This window comes from Bradyrhizobium sp. IC4059 (genome assembly GCF_020193615.1).
Taxonomy (GTDB): Bacteria; Pseudomonadota; Alphaproteobacteria; order Rhizobiales; family Xanthobacteraceae; genus Bradyrhizobium; species Bradyrhizobium yuanmingense.
The window spans coordinates 60,632-77,220 of the sequence record NZ_JADYVH010000021.1; the positions used below are offsets into that span (position 1 = coordinate 60,632).

The following is a 16,589-nucleotide window of genomic DNA, read 5'->3' on the forward strand; positions in this document are numbered from 1 at the left end:
CAGGCCGAAGAATGGAGGAGACAGCCATGAACACGTCACGCCGCATCCTGCTCACCGGTCTGGCGGGGCTTGCCGTTACTCCCGGTGCTGCGGTGGCTGCTGCACCCACAGCCGAGCCCGGCAAGGCGACGGTTGCGGAGGAACGTTTCGCGCGCACGATTGCGGCGGCGCATGCGCCCAACAGCACCTGCGCATGGCAGGCGGAGCATTATGCGGAAGCGCACTGGCCGGAATATGTCGCGGCGGCGCGCGCGGTGATCGGCGCGCGCGTATGATTGACGCTGTCAGGTCTTCACCGCGCGCCGCACCTGTTCGCCGATTTGCGACAGCACGAGCTGTGCCTGCGGCAGGATTGCGCCCATGGCGTGGAAATTGTGAACCATGCCATCGTGGCAGACATGCTCGACCGCGACCCCCGCGGCGAGCAGCTTGCGGGCATAGGCATTGCCCTCGTCACGCATCGGGTCGTACTCGGCGGTGTGGATGATCGCGGTCGGCAGGCCCGTGAGGCGCGTCGCGCGCAACGGAGAGACGCGGGGATCGGCAGGATCGATGCCATCGGGCAGATAATCGGAAAGATCGGCTTCGATCGTGACGCGATCGATCAGATGGCCCTCGGCAAAGGCCTCGCGCGAAGGCGAGGTCTCCTCGAAATCCAGCACCGGGCAGATCAGGCACTGCGCGGCGATGGAGAGGCCGGCGGTCTGCGCCGCCTCCTGGCACACGATGGCTGCGAGTGTGGCGCCGGCGGAATCGCCGCCGATCACCAGGCGATTGGCGTCGATGCCGAGCGATGCGGCCTCGCGCGCCACCCATTCGGTGGCGGCGATCGCATCTTCGACCGCAGCGGGGAATCGGTGCTCCGGCGCGAGCCGGTAGTCGACCGACACGAGGCGGCAGCCGGTGGCATGCGCCAACGCGGCCGCGATGCGCTCGTGCGTCGCAATGCTGCCGGCGACGAGCCCGCCGCCATGAAAGAACACGAAGCCCGGTGCGGGCGCTTCAGTATCTGCCGGCGTGTAGAGGCGATAGGGCAGCTCGCCGCCGGGACCGGGCAGCTTGCCGTCGGATATCGTCACATCCGGCGCCTCGGCCCGGGCGAACTGCATCAGCTTTGCCAGCGATTGCCGCCGCACCTCCACACTCGGCCGGCTCCGCGCCTGCGGCGCAGCCGCAGCCATCATGGTCAACAAACGCTTCGCGAGCGGATCCAGCGGCATGGATTCTTCCTTCTCCCCTTGTGGAGAAGGTGGCGCGCAGCGCCGGATGAGGGGTTTTCTCCGCAGGTGAGTTCGCGGATGGATACCCCTCACCCGTCTCGCCGCTACGCGGCGAGCCACCCTCTCCCACAAGGGGAGAGGGTAACTCACCATTTCCCCGCAGCAAATCGTTTAGAAATTGGGACAATAGTGCCGGATCGTTCGAAAAGGAGGCCGGTCATGGCCGAGATCAAGAAGCCCATCGACTACTCGCCGAGCTGGACCTTCTTCGAGGGCAAATGGCACGAGGGCAACGTGCCGATCATGGGGCCGCGCACGCATGCGGCCTGGCTCGGCTCGATCGTGTTCGACGGCGCTCGCGCTTTCGAGGGCGTCGCACCGGATCTCGATCGTCACGTCGCCCGCGCCAATCAATCCGCGATCAGTTTCGGCCTGAAGCCGGTGGTCGATACCGACACTTGGCTGTCGCTCGCGAACGAAGGCATCGCGCGCTTTGCCGGAAATGCCGAGCTCTATATCCGTCCGATGTACTGGGCGCAGAACGGAAGCGGCGGCGGCGTGCTGTTCGACCCCGAGACCACCAATTGGTGCCTGTGCATCTACGAAGCGCCGATGCCAAAGCCCGTCGGCAACGCGATCACCTTGTCGCCGTTTCGTAGGCCGACGGCCGAATGCGCGCCGGTCGAAGCCAAGGCCGCCTGCCTCTACCCGAACAATTCGCGCGCACTCGCCGAAGCTGCGTCGCGCGGCTTCCAGAACGCGCTGATGCTCGACATGCTCGGCAACGTCGCCGAGTTCGGCAATTCCAACGTGTTCATGGCCAGGGACGGCGTGGTGTTCACGCCGGTGCCGAACGGCACCTTCCTCAACGGCATCACGCGCCAGCGCGTCATCAGCCTGCTTCGCGCCGACGGCGTCACCGTGGTCGAGAAGACGCTGCGCTACGCCGATTTCCTGACCGCCGACGAGATCTTTTCGACCGGCAATTTCGCCAAGGTCGCGCCCGTGATCCGCATCGACGAGCGCGAGCTGAAGCCGGGCCCGTTCTACGCCAAGGCGCGCAAGCTCTACTGGGACTTTGCGCATGCCGTGAAGATGGCGGCGTAGGAGCCAGTCTCTCCGTCATTGCGAGCGCAGCGAAGCAATCCAGAGTCTTTCCGCGGCGGCAGTCTGGATTGCTTCGCTGCGCTCGCAATGACGAGTTTGTGGATCGTGCGGGCGCCGCTCACGAGCCGCGCCGCCGAAACCGGCTGAACTGAAACGCCTGCGTCGAATCCCACGGCGTGTGGTGCGTCTCGCTGCGCGTCTCGATCAGTTCAAATTCCGGCCCGAGCTCCGCTGCAAGGCTGGCGCTGTCATGGCGCTGCACCGGCAGGCCGCTGCATTTCTCGGGACCGTCGGGTGCAAACGTCGCAATGATGACGTGGCCGCCAGGTCTGACCGCCGACCGCAGGCGCTCCACGTAAGCGACCCTGTCGCGCGGGTCAGTCAGGAAGTGAAACGCTGCGCGATCGTGCCAGACATCGTAGGTCCTGGTCGGACGCCACGTCGTGGCATCGGCAACGATCCAGTCGACCGTCGAAGCGGCCGGACCGATGCGCTTCTTCGCCGCCGCGAGCGCATTGGCAGAAAGATCCAGCACGGCGATGTCGCGATAGCCGTCCTGCAACAGCGCATCGACCAGGCGCGATGCGCCGCCGCCGACATCGATGATGGTCGTGTCGCGATCGGAGCCGGCTGCGCGAATCATCGCGAGCGAGATCGCGGGGCTATCCTGATACCAGCTGACCTCGGCCTCGCCCTTGGTGGCGTAGACATGGTCCCAATGGTTACTTCGGTCAGACGTGGCTCGCCCTCCCGCGTACAGGGGCCGGCGCGAACGAAAGACTATTCGTCCTTCTTCGACATCCGCTCGAGGCGCTCCTGCATTTCCTTCATCTGCTGGCGCAGCTCGTCGATGTTGCTGTCCTTCGGCGCCTCGGCATTCGCATCGGGCTCCGGCTCGGGGCTGGCCGCCGGACGGGGCGCAGCGAACGGCTTGAACATCGAGAAGGTCTGCTGGAACAGCTCCATGTTGCGGCGGACTTGCTCTTCCAACGGAGCAAAAGGAGTGCCGGACAGCGTATTGGCGATCTGCTTGCGGAACTTCTCCTGCTCCTGGGTCAGGGTTGCGATCGACTGCTCCAGATATTTCGGCACCACCATCTGCATGCTGTCGCCATAGAAGCGGATCAGCTGGCGAAGGAAGGTGGTCGGCAACAGGTTCTGGCCGGCCTTGTTCTCCTGCTCGAAGATGATCTGGGCGAGCACGGAGCGGGTGATGTCGTCGCCGGTCTTGGCGTCATAGACCAGGAAGTCTTCGCCGTCCTTGACCATCGCGGCGAGGTCTTCGAGCGTCACATAGGTGCTCGTTCCGGTGTTATAGAGCCGGCGGTTCGCGTATTTCTTGATTGTGGTGGGTTGGTCTGATTTCGCCATGGGCTCTCACTTGCAAACGCGGAGAACGGGAACCTGTCGGGCAATGCCGCAGGGCGGGAAGAGTACGCAACGCAACAAAATAAGCATTTTCAAAGGGCTCACGCTACCGTTTTGTGCGGCACGGTTAATTGCAGAGCAAAATCCTGCTTGCGAAAACGCCAAGAACGCTATTTTGAATGCGCTGCGGTATGAATTCGGGCCCCGGCCGATTGACATGCCTCAACGACGTTAACAGGATGGCTGACGAGACTGGCGATCGCTTTCCAGCCCGCCTGCCCCCTTCACAAGAACCTCAAGCCCCAGGAGATGCCCATGTCAGACGATGTCGTCATCGTCAGCGCCGCCCGCACCCCGGTCGGAAGCTTCAACGGAGCGTTCGCGACCCTTCCCGCCCATGACCTCGGCGCCGTTGCCATCAAGGCCGCGCTGGAGCGCGCCGGCATCGAGCCCGGCCGGGTCTCCGAAGTGATCATGGGTCAGATCCTGACCGCCGCCCAAGGCCAGAACCCGGCCCGCCAGGCGTCGATCGGCGCCGGCATTCCGGTGGAGAGCCCGGCTTGGGGCGTCAATCAGCTGTGCGGCTCGGGCCTGCGCACGGTTGCGCTCGGCTACCAGGCGCTGCTCAACGGCGATTCCGAGATCGTGGTCGCCGGCGGGCAGGAATCGATGAGCATGGCCCCGCACGCCCAGCATCTGCGCGGCGGCGTGAAGATGGGCGGCCTGGAGCTGGTCGACACCATGATCAAGGACGGCCTGTGGGATGCCTTCAACGGCTACCACATGGGCAACACCGCCGAGAACGTCGCGCGGCAATGGCAGATCACCCGTGCCCAGCAGGACGAGTTCGCCGTGGCCTCGCAGCAGAAGGCCGAGGCGGCGCAGAAGGCCGGCAAGTTCAACGACGAGATCGTCCCCGTCACCATCAAGACCCGCAAGGGCGACGTCGTCGTCAGCGCCGACGAATATCCGCGCCATGGCGCCACGCTCGACGCGATGGCCAAGCTCAAGCCCGCCTTCGAGAAGGATGGCACGGTGACCGCGGGCTCGGCCTCGGGCATCAACGACGGCGCTGCCGCCGTGGTGCTGATGACCGCCAAGCAGGCCGCCAAGGAAGGCAAGAAGCCGCTGGCGCGGATCGTGTCCTGGGCGCAGGCCGGCGTCGATCCGAAGATCATGGGCTCGGGCCCGATCCCGGCCTCGCGCGCCGCGCTGAAGAAGGCCGGCTGGAGCGTCGGCGATCTCGATTTGATCGAGGCCAACGAAGCCTTCGCGGCACAGGCCTGCGCGGTCAACAAGGACCTCGGCTGGGATACCTCCAAGGTCAACGTCAACGGCGGTGCGATCGCGATCGGCCATCCGGTCGGCGCGTCCGGCGCACGCGTGCTGGTGACGCTGCTGCACGAAATGCAGAAGCGCGATTCGAAGAAGGGCTTGGCCACGCTGTGCATCGGCGGCGGCATGGGCATCGCCATGTGTGTGGCGCGCGACTGATCTTACGCGCAGCTGACGGGTGCGCCGCACACGTCAGCGCGTGCGTTGCACGCGACTAAAAAGGCAGCGGTTGCAAATCAAATATTCTTCGCAACCCGACAAGCCTCGACTAAAGAAAAACGCCCGGCTCGATGCCGGGCGTTTTGTTCTTGATGTCCGTCAAACCAACCGCATAATCCGTAGCTAAAAAGCGATCACGTCAGAAAAGTCCGAAGCGTCCAAGGAAGAGGGAAGGAATACGACATGGCACGTGTTGCATTGGTGACGGGTGGTACGCGGGGCATCGGTGCTGCGATCAGCAAGGCGCTGAAGGCCGCCGGCTACAAGGTTGCGGCGAGCTATGCCGGCAACGACGCTGCCGCGGAGAAATTCAAGGCCGAGACCGGCATTGCGGTTTACAAGTGGGACGTCAGCAGTTTCGAGGCCTGCGCCGAGGGCGTGAAGAAGGTCGAGGCCGAGGTCGGCCCGGTCGACGTGCTGGTCAACAATGCCGGCATCACCAAGGACGGTGCCTTCCACAAGATGACGCTTGAGCAGTGGAACGCCGTCATCAACACCAATCTCGGCTCGCTATTCAACATGTCGCGCCAGGTGATCGAAGGCATGCGCGGGCGCAAGTTCGGTCGCATCATCAACATTTCCTCGATCAACGGCCAGAAGGGGCAGTTCGGACAGGTCAACTACTCCGCAGCGAAAGCCGGCGAGATCGGTTTCACCAAGGCCCTGGCGCTGGAGAACGCCAAGGGCGGCATCACCGTGAATGCGATCTGTCCCGGCTACATCAATACCGAGATGGTGCAGGCAGTGCCGAAGGACGTGCTGGAGAAGGCGATCCTGCCGCTGATTCCGATCGGCCGTCTCGGCGAGCCCGAAGAGATCGCGCGTGCCGTCGTGTTCCTCGCCGCGGATGAAGCCGGCGCCATCACCGGCTCGACGCTCTCGGTCAACGGCGGCCAGTACATGGTGTGATGCGATCGCATCACGCAGGCTGATATTGTCCACATCGTCATGCCCGGGCTTGTCCCGGGCATCCACGGCCTTACAACAGCCGTCGCCACGGAAGAACGTGGATGGCCGGGACAAGCCCGGCCATGACGGAAACATTGGGCCAATGACTCCCCGCACTGCCACGCTGATCGGTCTGACCGCGATCCTGATGTGGTCGCTGCTGTCGGTAATGACGGTGGCGACCGGAAAGATCCCGGCGTTTCAGCTCGCTGCGATGACCTTCGCGATCGGCGGTGTCGTCGGCCTGCTCACCTGGATCGGTCGGAGCGAGGCGGCGAGAAGCTTGCGGCAACCGCTCGCCGTCTGGATCGTCGGCGTCGGCGGCCTGTTTGGCTATCACGGGCTGTATTTCCTCGCGCTGCGCTTCGCCCCGCCGGCCGAAGCCGGCCTTCTGAATTACCTGTGGCCGCTCTTGATCGTGCTGTTCTCGTCCTTCCTGCCGGGCGAGCGGCTGGCGGCGCACCACATCATCGGCGCCGTGCTCGGCCTCGTCGGCACGGTGCTGCTGTTCGCCGGCAACACCAGCGGTTTTGCGCCTGGAGCTGTGCCGGGTCTCATCGCGGCCTTCATCGCGGCGTTCGTCTGGGCGACCTATTCGGTGCTGTCGCGCCGGTTGAAAGCGGTGCCGACCGATGCGGTCGCGGGCTTCTGTCTTGCCACGGCAATATTGGCCGCGCTGATGCATGGCCTGCTTGAAGCCACGGTCTGGCCGGAGACCACGGTGCAATGGCTCTCGGTCATCGCACTCGGCATCGGCCCGGTCGGTGCGGCGTTCTACGCCTGGGACATCGGCATGAAGCGCGGCGACATCCGTGTGCTCGGCGCCGCCTCCTACGCGACGCCATTGCTCTCGACGGGATTCCTCATCGCTGCCGGTTTCGCCAAGGCCAGCGCCAACATCGCCCTTGCTGCGATCCTCATTGCCGGGGGCGGCCTGATCGCGGCCAAGGACATGGTGCTGCGGAAGCGATGATTGGAGCGGAGCTACGGCTCCCAGCCGGACGGCGCGAGCTCGAAGCCTGCGAACTCGAATGCGGGCGCCACGGTGCAGCCGACCAGCGTCCACTCGCCGGTGGTTTCCGCCATCTGCCAGGCCAGCGCAGGCACGATCGCCTGCGGCCGCTCACCGCCGCCGAGGTCGGCGCCGAGCCGCACCTCGTGCTGCGAGCAGCCGTCATGGGCGATGCGCAGCGTCAAGGGGCTGCCGGCGTAATAGTGCCACGTCTCCACCGCATCGACGCGATGCCAGTGCGAACGCTCGCCGCGCGCGAGCAGGAAGTAGATCAGCGTCGAGCGCGAACGCCCGTTGGCGTCCGTGCTCTGGTCGCGAAACGTCTCGCGATAATGTCCGCCTTCCGGATGCGGGCGGAGCTCGAGGCGTGCGATGATCTCGGCTGCGGTCGGCATCGATCCTCGTCGGGATGTGTGCTTCAGGACTTGTGCGTCAGGATTTATTCTTGCGCTCGCGCAGTTCGCCGAACACCGCAGCGGGATCCGCGCCCTTCATATGCAGCTTGGCCGCGACCGCCGGCTCATCGGCGCGCAGGAACACGTTGGCGCGCTTCTCCTCGCCGAGCAGCGAGGGAATGGTCGGCTTGTTCTCGGCGCGCAGCTTTGTCACCTCCGCGGCGCGCGCCTGGAGCGCCGCGTTGTCCGGCTCGATCGTGAGCGCGAACTTGACGTTGGAGGCCGTATATTCGTGGCCGCAATAGAGCTTGAAGTCGTCGGGCAGGGCGCGCAGCTTCAGCAGCGAATCCCACATCATCGGATAGGTGCCCTCGAACACGCGGCCGCAGCCGATCGAGAACAGCGTGTCGGCGGCGAACACCGTCTTCTCATTGTCGAACACGTAGGAGATGTGGTCGAGCGTGTGGCCGGGCGTCTCCACCACGCGCGCCAGCAGATTGCCGATCTTGACCACGTCGGCATTGGCGACGCGTTGGTCGACGTTGGCGATTTTCGTGGTCTTGTCGTGCGGCGCGACGACGCGGCAATTGTATTTCTGCTTGAGCTCGGCGACCCCGCCGACATGATCGCCATGATGATGGGTGATCAGGATGTCGGTGAGCTGCCAGCCCTCGCGCTCCAGGGCCTTGAGGATCGGGCCGGCCTCCGGCGCGTCGATCGAGGCCGTCGCTTTGGTTTCCACATCGTGGATCAGATAACCGAAATTGTCGTTTAAACAGTTGAAAGTACGAATTTCGGCGGCCATGTCATCTCCATCGCGCTCAGCCCCGCCAGACAAATATGGCGTTAACGTTGCGCAGGCAATGCAATATTCCGCGCGCAGCGGCGCCCTGGCGCATGTTACATTGCGGTCATGACCATCGACGTCGTCGACCTCCGCGAGTTCTATTCCCGCCGCCTCGGCATCGTGGCGCGGCAAATGATCAATCGCGGCATCAGGGAGCGCTGGCCCAGCGCCGAGGGCCAGCGCGTGCTCGGCGTCGGCTATCCCACACCCTATCTGGGGTTGTTCCGCGAGGACGCCGAGCGCTGCCTCGCCTTCATGCCGGCGGCGCAGGGTGTCCTGAAATGGCCGACGGGACGGCCCGCGCTGGCCTCGCTGGTGGATGAGTTCTCGCTGCCGCTTCCCGACGCCGCGGTCGACCGCATTCTCCTGGTGCACGCGCTGGAGATGTCGGACGATCCGGCCGCATTGCTGCGCGAGGTGTGGCGCGTGCTGTCGCCCTCTGGGCGCGTCATCGCCGTGATCCCGAACCGGCGTGGGGTGTGGACCCGCACCGACAGCACGCCGTTCGGCCATGGCCGGCCCTATTCGCGCTCGCAGATCACCGAGCTGCTGCGCCAGACCTGGTTCACGCCGACCGCCTGGGGCGAGGCGCTGTTCATGCCGCCCTATGCCGGCGGCTGGGTGTTGAAATCGGCCCAGATGTGGGAACGTGCCGGTGCGGCGCTGTCACTGCCTTTTGCCGGCGTCCACATCGTGGAGGCGACCAAGCAGGTCTACCGCGCGATCCCCGCCAAGCGCGAGCGGGCGCGGCTGATTCCCTCGCTCGCCAAGCCCGTGCTGGTGCCATCCTCGACGACGGTGACGCGCAGTTAGCTTCACCTCTCCCTTCCGGAGAGGTGGGTCTGTGTCCGGCCAACGCACAGCGTCAAAAGCAAATCGTCCCGGCGAGGCCGGGACGATTCGAGTCGGAAAGTCAGAAGAGCTTACTCGCCGGGGGCGACTTCGTCGCTGGAAGCAACCGGAGCGGCTTCACGCTCCGGGCGCGGGCCATGCGGCCGGCGCCGCCGACGCGGATAGCGCTCGCCGCCACCGCCGCCCTCGAAGCCGCCCTGATTGCCGTTCACCTGCGGCTGCGCGCCGGTGATGAAGGAGGGTAGGCGGTCGACGCCGCCATCGGCGATGACAGGCTGCGGCTGGTTGGCGGGTTGCGGCTGATATTGCGGCTGCGGACGGTGATCGCGTTCGCGGTGCTCGCGCGGCTGCTGATTGTCGCGCTGATAGGGCGGCTGGTTGTCGCGCGGCTGGTGATGATCGCGTTGGCCGTCGCGGTCGCGCATGAAGGGCTGCGGCTGGGGCTGCGGGACGAAGCCGGGCTCCTGGCCGAAGGCCGAGAAATTCTCACCGTCGTCCTCGCCCTCGTCGCTGCTGGCGATGGGCTCATCGCCGCGCGGCTGCTGGTTCTGACGGAACTGCTCCTGAGCCGCCGCGATCAGGCGGAAATAATGCTCGGCGTGCTGGTAGTAGTTCTCGGCTGCAACGGGATCGCCGGAGGAGCGCGCGTCACGTGCAAGCTGGAGATACTTTTCGGCGATGTGCGAAGCAGTGCCGCGAATCTTGATGTCGGGTCCGTTGGATTCGTAGACCCGGGTCATCGGGTTCTGGCCGCGCCGGTTGTTGTTGTTATTGTTGTTGCGGTTGCGCATCCGCTGCTTGTTCTGACCGTTTCTCATGTCCTGCCTTTAATTCCAGCCCTAAAGGTTGCACGCATTACTGATTGCTAGGAGTGACCTGGTGACAGTGGCTCACATGTCTTGCGCGCACCGCGCAAAAGCGGATCCAACCCTGCCGATGTTCGTCGACCGTCGCGTTCAACAAAGACGCGTTCCCCACCCGCCAGCATCCATTGCCAGCGAACCCATTCATTTCGCCTGCCGAAACAAGCCCAGCTTTCTTGCGTAAGTGTTCAAGCGCAATATCAGGCTTTCGTTCACTTGCGGTCGGAGAGAGCAGCGCAGCTCCACTGGCCATCGCGCTCAACAGGACCTGCGGCTTGGAACCTTCAATCAGTAAAGCTCTCGCCCGAGAGCCCGGCTTTCGCCCGTAGGTCTACGGGGCCGGCACCGATGTGTTGACCGGAACGTAGTCGTTCCCACGGGATATTCCAAGTGGTTTTTGCAGGCCAATCCGGCTTTTATGGGGGCATTTTTCGGGCCGAAACGGCCCGCGGAATGCCCGCCAAGTCGGCCTTGGGTGACCTGTCCAGCGATAACGCGGCGGCCCTCATCAAGGTTTCAATATTTTGGGCCTGGCCCTGTCCGGCCTCGACGACCAGGGCGCCGCCGGGGGCGAGCCGCTCGCTCGCCTGCGGGATCAGGGCGCGATAGGCGTCGTATCCGTCATTGCCGCCGTCGAGCGCCAGATGCGGGTCGTGCTCGCGCACCTCGATGCTCAATTTCGGAATTTCAGCCGAGGGAATATAGGGCGGATTCGAGACGATGAGGTCGAACGGGCCACCGAGCGCCGCGGCGTAGGAGCAGGCGACGAAGGCGGCGCGGTCGGCGAGTCCCAGCGCCGCGGAATTGTCCCTGGCGGTTATGAGCGCGTTCTGGCTGAGATCGGTACCGACGCCGAACGCATCGGGGATTTCGTGCAGCAGCGCGAGCAGGATCGCGCCCGAGCCGGTGCCGATGTCGGCGATCCGCGGCGGGTGAGATACCTGCCGCTCGCGGAGAATCTCGAGCGCAAGCTCGACCACGGTCTCGGTATCGGGGCGCGGCACCAGGGTTGCTTCCGACAGGCGGAACGGCAAGCCCCAGAATTCGCGCGTCCCGAGAATGCGCGACACCGGCTCGCCGGCGATGCGGCGCCGTGCATGTTGCGTGAGCCGCGATGCTTCGGCCGCGGTCAGGAGACGGGCCGCCTGCGTGACCAGGCCGGTGAGGTCGAGGCCGAGTGCCGCACTGATCAGGATGCGCGCGTCGAGCTCGGCTTCGTCGAGCCGTGCCGATCTCAGTTGCGCAGCCAGCGCCCGCCGCGCGCTCTCGATGGATTGTCCGGTGAAGGGGTTGCTCACGCCTCAGGCCGCCGCGCCTTGCGCAGCGAGCTGTGCGGCCTGGTGCTCCGTCGTCAGTGCGTCGATCAGTTCGCCGAGCGCTTCACCCGCGATCACCTGCGGCAGCTTGTAGAGCGTGAGGTTGATGCGATGATCGGTGACGCGTCCTTGCGGAAAATTGTAGGTGCGGATGCGCTCGGAGCGGTCGCCGGAGCCGACCTTCTCCTTGCGCTCGGCCGAGCGCGCCGCCTCGACGCGTTGCCGCTCGGCGTCATAGATGCGCGAGCGCAGGATGTTCATGGCGGAGGCGCGATTCTTGTGCTGCGAGCGGCTGTCCTGCATCATCACCACGATGCCGGTCGGGATGTGGGTGATGCGGATCGCCGATTCCGTCTTGTTGACGTGCTGGCCACCGGCGCCCCCTGCGCGCATGGTTTCGATGCGCAGGTCGTCGTTCTTGATGTCCACGTCGACGTCCTCGACCTCGGGCAGCACGGCGACCGTCGCGGCGGAGGTGTGGATGCGCCCCTGCGTCTCGGTGTCGGGCACGCGCTGCACGCGGTGCACGCCGGATTCGAATTTCAGCTTGGAGAATGCGCCGCGGCCCTGGATCTCGGCGATGATTTCCTTGTAGCCGCCGACGGTGCCTTCACTGGCGGAGATCACCTCGACCTTCCAGCCCTGCAAGCTGGCGAAGCGCTCGTACATCCGGAACAGGTCGCCGGCGAACAGCGAAGCCTCGTCGCCGCCGGTGCCGGCGCGGATTTCCAGCATGACGTTGCGGTCGTCCATGGCGTCCTTGGGCAGGAGCGCGACGCGGATCTTCTGGACCAGTTCCTCGATTTTCGGCGCGAGCTCGTCGCGTTCGGCTTCCGCCATGCCGCGCATCTCGGCATCGGTGGCGGCATCGGCGATCAACGCGTCGGTGTCGGCGAGCTCCTTGACGGCGGCGCGATAGGCCTTCACCGCCTCGATCAGGGGCGTGAGCTCGGCGAGCTCGCGCGTGATCTGCACGTAACGCTCGGAGGCGAGCTGTCCGAGCGATTCGGCCTCGAGCGAAGCGTGATGCGCGAGCAGGACGTCCAGTTTGGCTTCGGGAAGTGACGACATCGGTTCTGTCTCAAAGTGCGGAAGGAGGCGAGGGCGGCGGGAAGCTGGCGACAGGCCCGCTACAACGCAAGGCCCTCGGCCTCGGCAAATTCCGTCAGCTTCTGCCGGATCGAGACGCTGCCCGCAGGCGCATCCAGCAGAGGGCCCAGCATCGCTTCGGCCTTCTTGGCGTCGAGGTCGAGCACCATCGCCTTGACCGGGCCGAGCGCGGTCGCCGAGAGCGAGAGCGAGCGGTAGCCCAGCGCAATCAGCGCCAGTGCGCCGATCGGCTTGGAGGCCATCTCGCCGCACAGCGAGAGCGACTTCTGCGCCGCGTGCGCCTTGCGCGCGATGTCACGCAAGGCGCGCATGATCGGCGCCGACATGGTGTCGAAGCGCTCGGAGACCTTGGCGTTGCCGCGGTCGACCGCGAACAGGAACTGGAACAGATCGTTGGAGCCGACCGAGATGAAATCGACCTTCTTCAATAGCTCGTCGAGCTGGTAGAGCAGGGCGGGCACCTCGACCATGGTGCCGATGTCGATTCGTTCAGGCAGCGTGTGGCCGTGCTGGCGGAGGTATGTGAGCTCGCGCTCGACCAGCGCCTTGGCCGAGTCGAATTCGGCGACCTCCGAGATCATGGGGAACATGATGCGCAGCGCGCGGCCGCCGCCGGCGCGCAGCAGCGCGCGGATTTGGCCGCGCAACAGGCCGGGACGATCGAGCCCGAGCCGGATCGCGCGCCAGCCGAGCGCGGGGTTTTCCTCGATCACCGCTTCCATATAGGGCAGCGCCTTGTCGCCGCCGATATCGAGCGTGCGGAAGGTGACGGGCTTAGGTCCGGCGGCATCGAGCACGGTGCGATAGAGCGCGAGCTGGTCGCTGGTGCGCGGCAGGCTCTGACCGACCATGAATTGCAGCTCGGTGCGGAACAGGCCGATGCCGGCACTGCCGGTGTCCTCGATATGCGGCAGGTCGATCGCAAGACCTGCGTTGATCATCAGCTCGACCTTCTGGCCGTCCCTGGTGACGCAGGGCCGGTCGCGCAGCGCCAGGTACTGCGCCTGGCGGCGGGCGCGGAAGCGCACGCGCTCGGCGAAGGCCGCCTCGATCTCCTGCGACGGGCGCACATAGATCGAGCCCGAGGTGCCGTCGACGATGATGGCGTCGCCGGGATCGGCGATTCCAGGCGCGTTCGGCACCTCGCCGACCGCAGGGATGCCCAGCGCCCGCGCCACGATCGAGACGTGCGAGTTCGCGGTGCCTTCCTCCAGCACGATGCCGCGCAGGCGCTTGCGGTCGTAGTCGAGCAGCGCCGCCGGGCCCATCGCGCGGGCGATGACGATGGCGTTGTCGGGCAGCTGCTCGCGCGAGGGCGCATGATCCTGGCCGACCAGCTGCCGCATCAGGCGGTAGCCGAGGTCTTCCAGATCGTGCAGCCGGTCGCGCAAATAGGGGTCGGTCGAGCGCAGCATGCGCGCGCGGGTGTCCGACTGGACGCGCTCGACCGCGGCTTCCGCGGTGAGGCCGGTCGCGACCGCCTCGTGCAGCTTGTGCGACCAGCCCTGGTCGTTGGCGAACATGCGATAGGCTTCAAGCACCTCACGGTGCTCGCCGCCTTCGGCGACGTCGCCGCGCTCCAGCATGCGGTCGAGATCGGCACGCAGCTTGGCGAGCGCAGTATCGAGCCGCTTGATCTCCTTCGGCAGGTCTTCGGCGATGTAGTCCTTGATGACGACGCGCGGCTCGTGCAGCACGACATGGCCGAGCGCGATGCCCTCCGACAGGATGGCACCGACTTTCTGCGCCGAATGGCGCGCCGCCGGCTCCTGGCCCGGCTGCGCCAGGGCGGAGAGTTCGCCGGAGGCGATCAGCTCGGCCAGCACCATCGCGGTGGTCTGGAGCGCCTCGAGCTCCTCCTCGACATAATTGCGCTTGGCGCGATTCTGCACCACCAGCACGCCGAGCGTGTTGCCGGCGCGCAGGATCGGCACGCCGAGGAAGGAATGGTAGATTTCTTCGCCGGTCTCGGGCCGGAACGAGAACGCCGGGTGGCTCTGCGCGTCGCTCAAATTGAGCGGCGTCGCCTCGCTGGCGACGAGGCCGACCAGGCCCTCATGGGCGCTGAGCACGGTGTGGTGCACCGCCTCGCGGTTGAGACCTTCGGTGGCGTAGAGCTCGAGCGTATTGTCGATGCGCAGCACATAGACCGAGCACACCTCGGCCACCATGTTGGCGGCGATCAGCACCACGATCTTGTCCAGCCGCTCCTGGGCCGAGACCTGCTCCGCCATGGTCTCGCGGAGCCGTCTCAACAAGACGCGGGGACCTCCCGACGCGCTCCGCATGAACCGTCAATCTCCTCCATCGGCCGGGCCCGGCGATATCGGCCGGCGGCTGGACCAAAATTCCAGAAAAACAATCAAATTGTTTGTCCGGCGCAGGCACAAGCCCAAATCCACGGGAGATTGAGTGCTCGTACCGAATCAGCGCCGCCTGAACTGGGACACAGTCTGCGGCAGCCCACCCTGTCCGCCGTATAGCGAATTGAGGCTTGTTTTGCCAAGCAAAACGCCTGCCAAACGCGAAGGTGTGTACACCTTCGCGTTTGCTGCGACCGCTAAGAGAAAATTAGCCTTTTGGCACTGTCCGGAAAAGTGCGAAGCGGTTTTCCGGAAAGACCGTCAGGTCTGATCGAGACCGTAGAGCGTATGCAAGGTGCGCACCGCAAGCTCGGTATAGGCGGTATCGATCAAGACCGAAAATTTGATCTCGGAGGTTGTAATGGCCCGAATGTTGATGTTCCGCCCGGCGAGCGCCGAGAACGCCTGGGCGGCGACGCCGGCATGGCTGCGCATGCCGCTGCCGATCACCGAGATCTTGGCGACATCGGTGGCGGTATCGAGCCGCGCATAGCCGATCTTGGCCTTGGCTGCGGTAATCGTATCCTTGGCGCGGGTGAAGTCGGCGGCCGGCACGGTGAAGGTGAGGTCGGTGGTCTTGCCGTCCTCGGACACATTCTGCACGATCATGTCGACGTTGATATTGGCATCAGCCAGCGGGCCGAAGATCGAGGCCGCAACGCCGGGCTTGTCCTCGATCTGGCGCACCGAGATCTGAGCCTCGTCCTTGGAGAAGGCGATACCGGTGACGACGTGGCTTTCCATGATCTCCTCCTCGCTGCAGATCAGCGTGCCGGGCGGCTGGTTGGCATGCGGGTCGATATCCTCGGGCTTATCGAAGCTCGAGCGGACGAAGATCGGCATGTTGTGGACCATGCCGAGTTCCACCGAGCGGACCTGGAGCACCTTGGCGCCCTGCGAGGCCAGTTCCAGCATGTCTTCGAATGCGATCTTGTCGAGCCTCTTGGCCTTCGGCACGATTCGCGGGTCGGTGGTGTAGACGCCGTCGACGTCGGTGTAGATGTCGCAGCGGTCGGCCTTGACGGCGGCGGCGATCGCCACGGCCGAGGTGTCGGAGCCGCCACGGCCGAGCGTGGTGATGCGACCCGTCTCGGGGTTGATGCCCTGGAAGCCGGCGATGACCGCGACCTCCTTTCGGTCCTTGAAGCGCTTGATGATCTCGCTGCCGTCGATGTCCTCGATCCGGGCCGAGGCATGGGCGTCGCTGGTCTTGATCGGGATCTGCCAGCCCTGCCACGAGCGGGCTTGGATGCCCATGCCCTGGAGCACGATGGCAAGAAGGCCGGACGTCACCTGTTCGCCCGAGGCGACCACGGCGTCATATTCGCGCGCGTCGTGCATCGGCGAGGCCTCGGTGCACCAGGCGACCAGCTCGTTGGTCTTGCCGGCCATCGCCGAGACGACCACGGCCACTTCGTGGCCGGCATCGACCTCACGCTTCACATGGCGTGCGACGTTGCGGATACGTTCGATGTTGGCGACGGACGTGCCGCCGAATTTCATCACGAGGCGGCTCATGACGACGCGTGCATTCCTTCATAAGGATCAGTATGGTGGCCCGCACTGGACGGGTGCCTCGGGGACACCGACCGCGCGTATACAGAGCGGCGGGGCCGGGGGCAAGCGGGTTCCTG

The 16,589-nt window shown here is 65.3% G+C and carries 16 protein-coding genes; 6 read left to right on the forward strand and 10 right to left on the reverse strand.

Annotated elements, in window-relative coordinates; all coding sequences use genetic code 11:
• Window positions 1–26: 26 nt before the first annotated feature.
• Entirely contained in the window at window positions 27–275 is a 249-nt protein-coding gene (locus tag I6F12_RS35980; RefSeq protein WP_225158445.1) for a hypothetical protein, read from the forward strand.
• A 9-nt stretch (window positions 276–284) separates the two neighbouring features.
• Here the strand turns inward: I6F12_RS35980 and I6F12_RS35985 are convergent, their stop codons facing one another.
• Window positions 285–1,220 (reverse strand): alpha/beta hydrolase, encoded by a 936-nt coding sequence (locus I6F12_RS35985; protein ID WP_225158446.1) that lies wholly within the window; start codon window positions 1,218–1,220, stop codon window positions 285–287.
• Window positions 1,221–1,439: 219 nt separating this feature from the next.
• On the opposite strand from I6F12_RS35985, the gene I6F12_RS35990 reads away from it, so the two are divergent.
• On the forward strand, window positions 1,440–2,327 hold the full coding sequence (locus I6F12_RS35990; protein WP_225137170.1) for a branched-chain amino acid aminotransferase: 888 nt from the start codon (window positions 1,440–1,442) through the stop codon (window positions 2,325–2,327).
• Window positions 2,328–2,445: 118 nt separating this feature from the next.
• Here the strand turns inward: I6F12_RS35990 and I6F12_RS35995 are convergent, their stop codons facing one another.
• Both I6F12_RS35995 and phaR read right to left on the reverse strand, forming a co-directional pair.
• On the reverse strand, window positions 2,446–2,970 hold the full coding sequence (locus I6F12_RS35995; RefSeq protein WP_345944196.1) for a class I SAM-dependent methyltransferase: 525 nt from the start codon (window positions 2,968–2,970) through the stop codon (window positions 2,446–2,448).
• 137 nt (window positions 2,971–3,107) lie between these two features.
• Window positions 3,108–3,698 (reverse strand): polyhydroxyalkanoate synthesis repressor PhaR, encoded by a 591-nt coding sequence (gene phaR, locus I6F12_RS36000; RefSeq protein WP_036014750.1) that lies wholly within the window; start codon window positions 3,696–3,698, stop codon window positions 3,108–3,110.
• A gap of 312 nt (window positions 3,699–4,010) precedes the next feature.
• Here phaR and I6F12_RS36005 point away from each other — a divergent pair, with 312 nt between their 5' ends.
• The 3 genes from I6F12_RS36005 (at window position 4,011) to I6F12_RS36015 (ending at window position 7,170) form a co-directional block, all read left to right on the forward strand.
• Window positions 4,011–5,189: an acetyl-CoA C-acetyltransferase gene (locus tag I6F12_RS36005; protein WP_036026194.1), complete on the forward strand. Its 1,179-nt coding sequence runs from the start codon at window positions 4,011–4,013 to the stop codon at window positions 5,187–5,189.
• A gap of 243 nt (window positions 5,190–5,432) precedes the next feature.
• Entirely contained in the window at window positions 5,433–6,158 is a 726-nt protein-coding gene (gene phbB, locus I6F12_RS36010; protein ID WP_036014745.1) for an acetoacetyl-CoA reductase, read from the forward strand.
• Between the two features lie 142 nt (window positions 6,159–6,300).
• Window positions 6,301–7,170: an EamA family transporter gene (locus tag I6F12_RS36015; RefSeq protein ID WP_225158447.1), complete on the forward strand. Its 870-nt coding sequence runs from the start codon at window positions 6,301–6,303 to the stop codon at window positions 7,168–7,170.
• An 11-nt stretch (window positions 7,171–7,181) separates the two neighbouring features.
• Here I6F12_RS36015 and I6F12_RS36020 read toward each other — a convergent pair whose 3' ends face one another.
• Together I6F12_RS36020 and gloB are read right to left on the reverse strand one after the other, a co-directional pair.
• Window positions 7,182–7,604 carry a cupin domain-containing protein gene (locus tag I6F12_RS36020; protein ID WP_057030161.1) on the reverse strand — a complete coding sequence of 141 codons (423 nt, stop codon included), beginning with the start codon at window positions 7,602–7,604 and terminating at the stop codon, window positions 7,182–7,184.
• A 37-nt stretch (window positions 7,605–7,641) separates the two neighbouring features.
• Complete coding sequence (gene gloB, locus I6F12_RS36025) at window positions 7,642–8,409, reverse strand: hydroxyacylglutathione hydrolase (protein WP_036042630.1); 768 nt, start codon at window positions 8,407–8,409, stop codon at window positions 7,642–7,644.
• A 108-nt stretch (window positions 8,410–8,517) separates the two neighbouring features.
• Here gloB and I6F12_RS36030 point away from each other — a divergent pair, with 108 nt between their 5' ends.
• The gene (locus tag I6F12_RS36030) at window positions 8,518–9,264 is read left to right on the forward strand and encodes a methyltransferase domain-containing protein (protein ID WP_036014737.1); all 747 of its coding nucleotides are present in this window, start codon (window positions 8,518–8,520) and stop codon (window positions 9,262–9,264) included.
• A 110-nt stretch (window positions 9,265–9,374) separates the two neighbouring features.
• Here the strand turns inward: I6F12_RS36030 and I6F12_RS36035 are convergent, their stop codons facing one another.
• The 5 genes from I6F12_RS36035 to I6F12_RS36055 form a co-directional block, all read right to left on the reverse strand.
• Window positions 9,375–10,121: a DUF4167 domain-containing protein gene (locus I6F12_RS36035; protein WP_225158448.1), complete on the reverse strand. Its 747-nt coding sequence runs from the start codon at window positions 10,119–10,121 to the stop codon at window positions 9,375–9,377.
• Between the two features lie 461 nt (window positions 10,122–10,582).
• Entirely contained in the window at window positions 10,583–11,464 is an 882-nt protein-coding gene (gene prmC, locus I6F12_RS36040) for a peptide chain release factor N(5)-glutamine methyltransferase (protein ID WP_225158449.1), read from the reverse strand.
• Between the two features lie 3 nt (window positions 11,465–11,467).
• Window positions 11,468–12,553, reverse strand: a complete 1,086-nt coding sequence (prfA, locus tag I6F12_RS36045; protein ID WP_036014722.1) for a peptide chain release factor 1 — start codon at window positions 12,551–12,553, stop codon at window positions 11,468–11,470.
• Between the two features lie 59 nt (window positions 12,554–12,612).
• Window positions 12,613–14,880 carry a phosphoenolpyruvate--protein phosphotransferase gene (gene ptsP, locus I6F12_RS36050; RefSeq protein ID WP_036014720.1) on the reverse strand — a complete coding sequence of 756 codons (2,268 nt, stop codon included), beginning with the start codon at window positions 14,878–14,880 and terminating at the stop codon, window positions 12,613–12,615.
• Between the two features lie 336 nt (window positions 14,881–15,216).
• Window positions 15,217–16,473, reverse strand: coding sequence for an aspartate kinase (locus I6F12_RS36055; RefSeq protein WP_036014718.1), 1,257 nt, complete (start codon window positions 16,471–16,473; stop codon window positions 15,217–15,219).
• Between the last annotated feature and the right edge of the window lie 116 nt (window positions 16,474–16,589).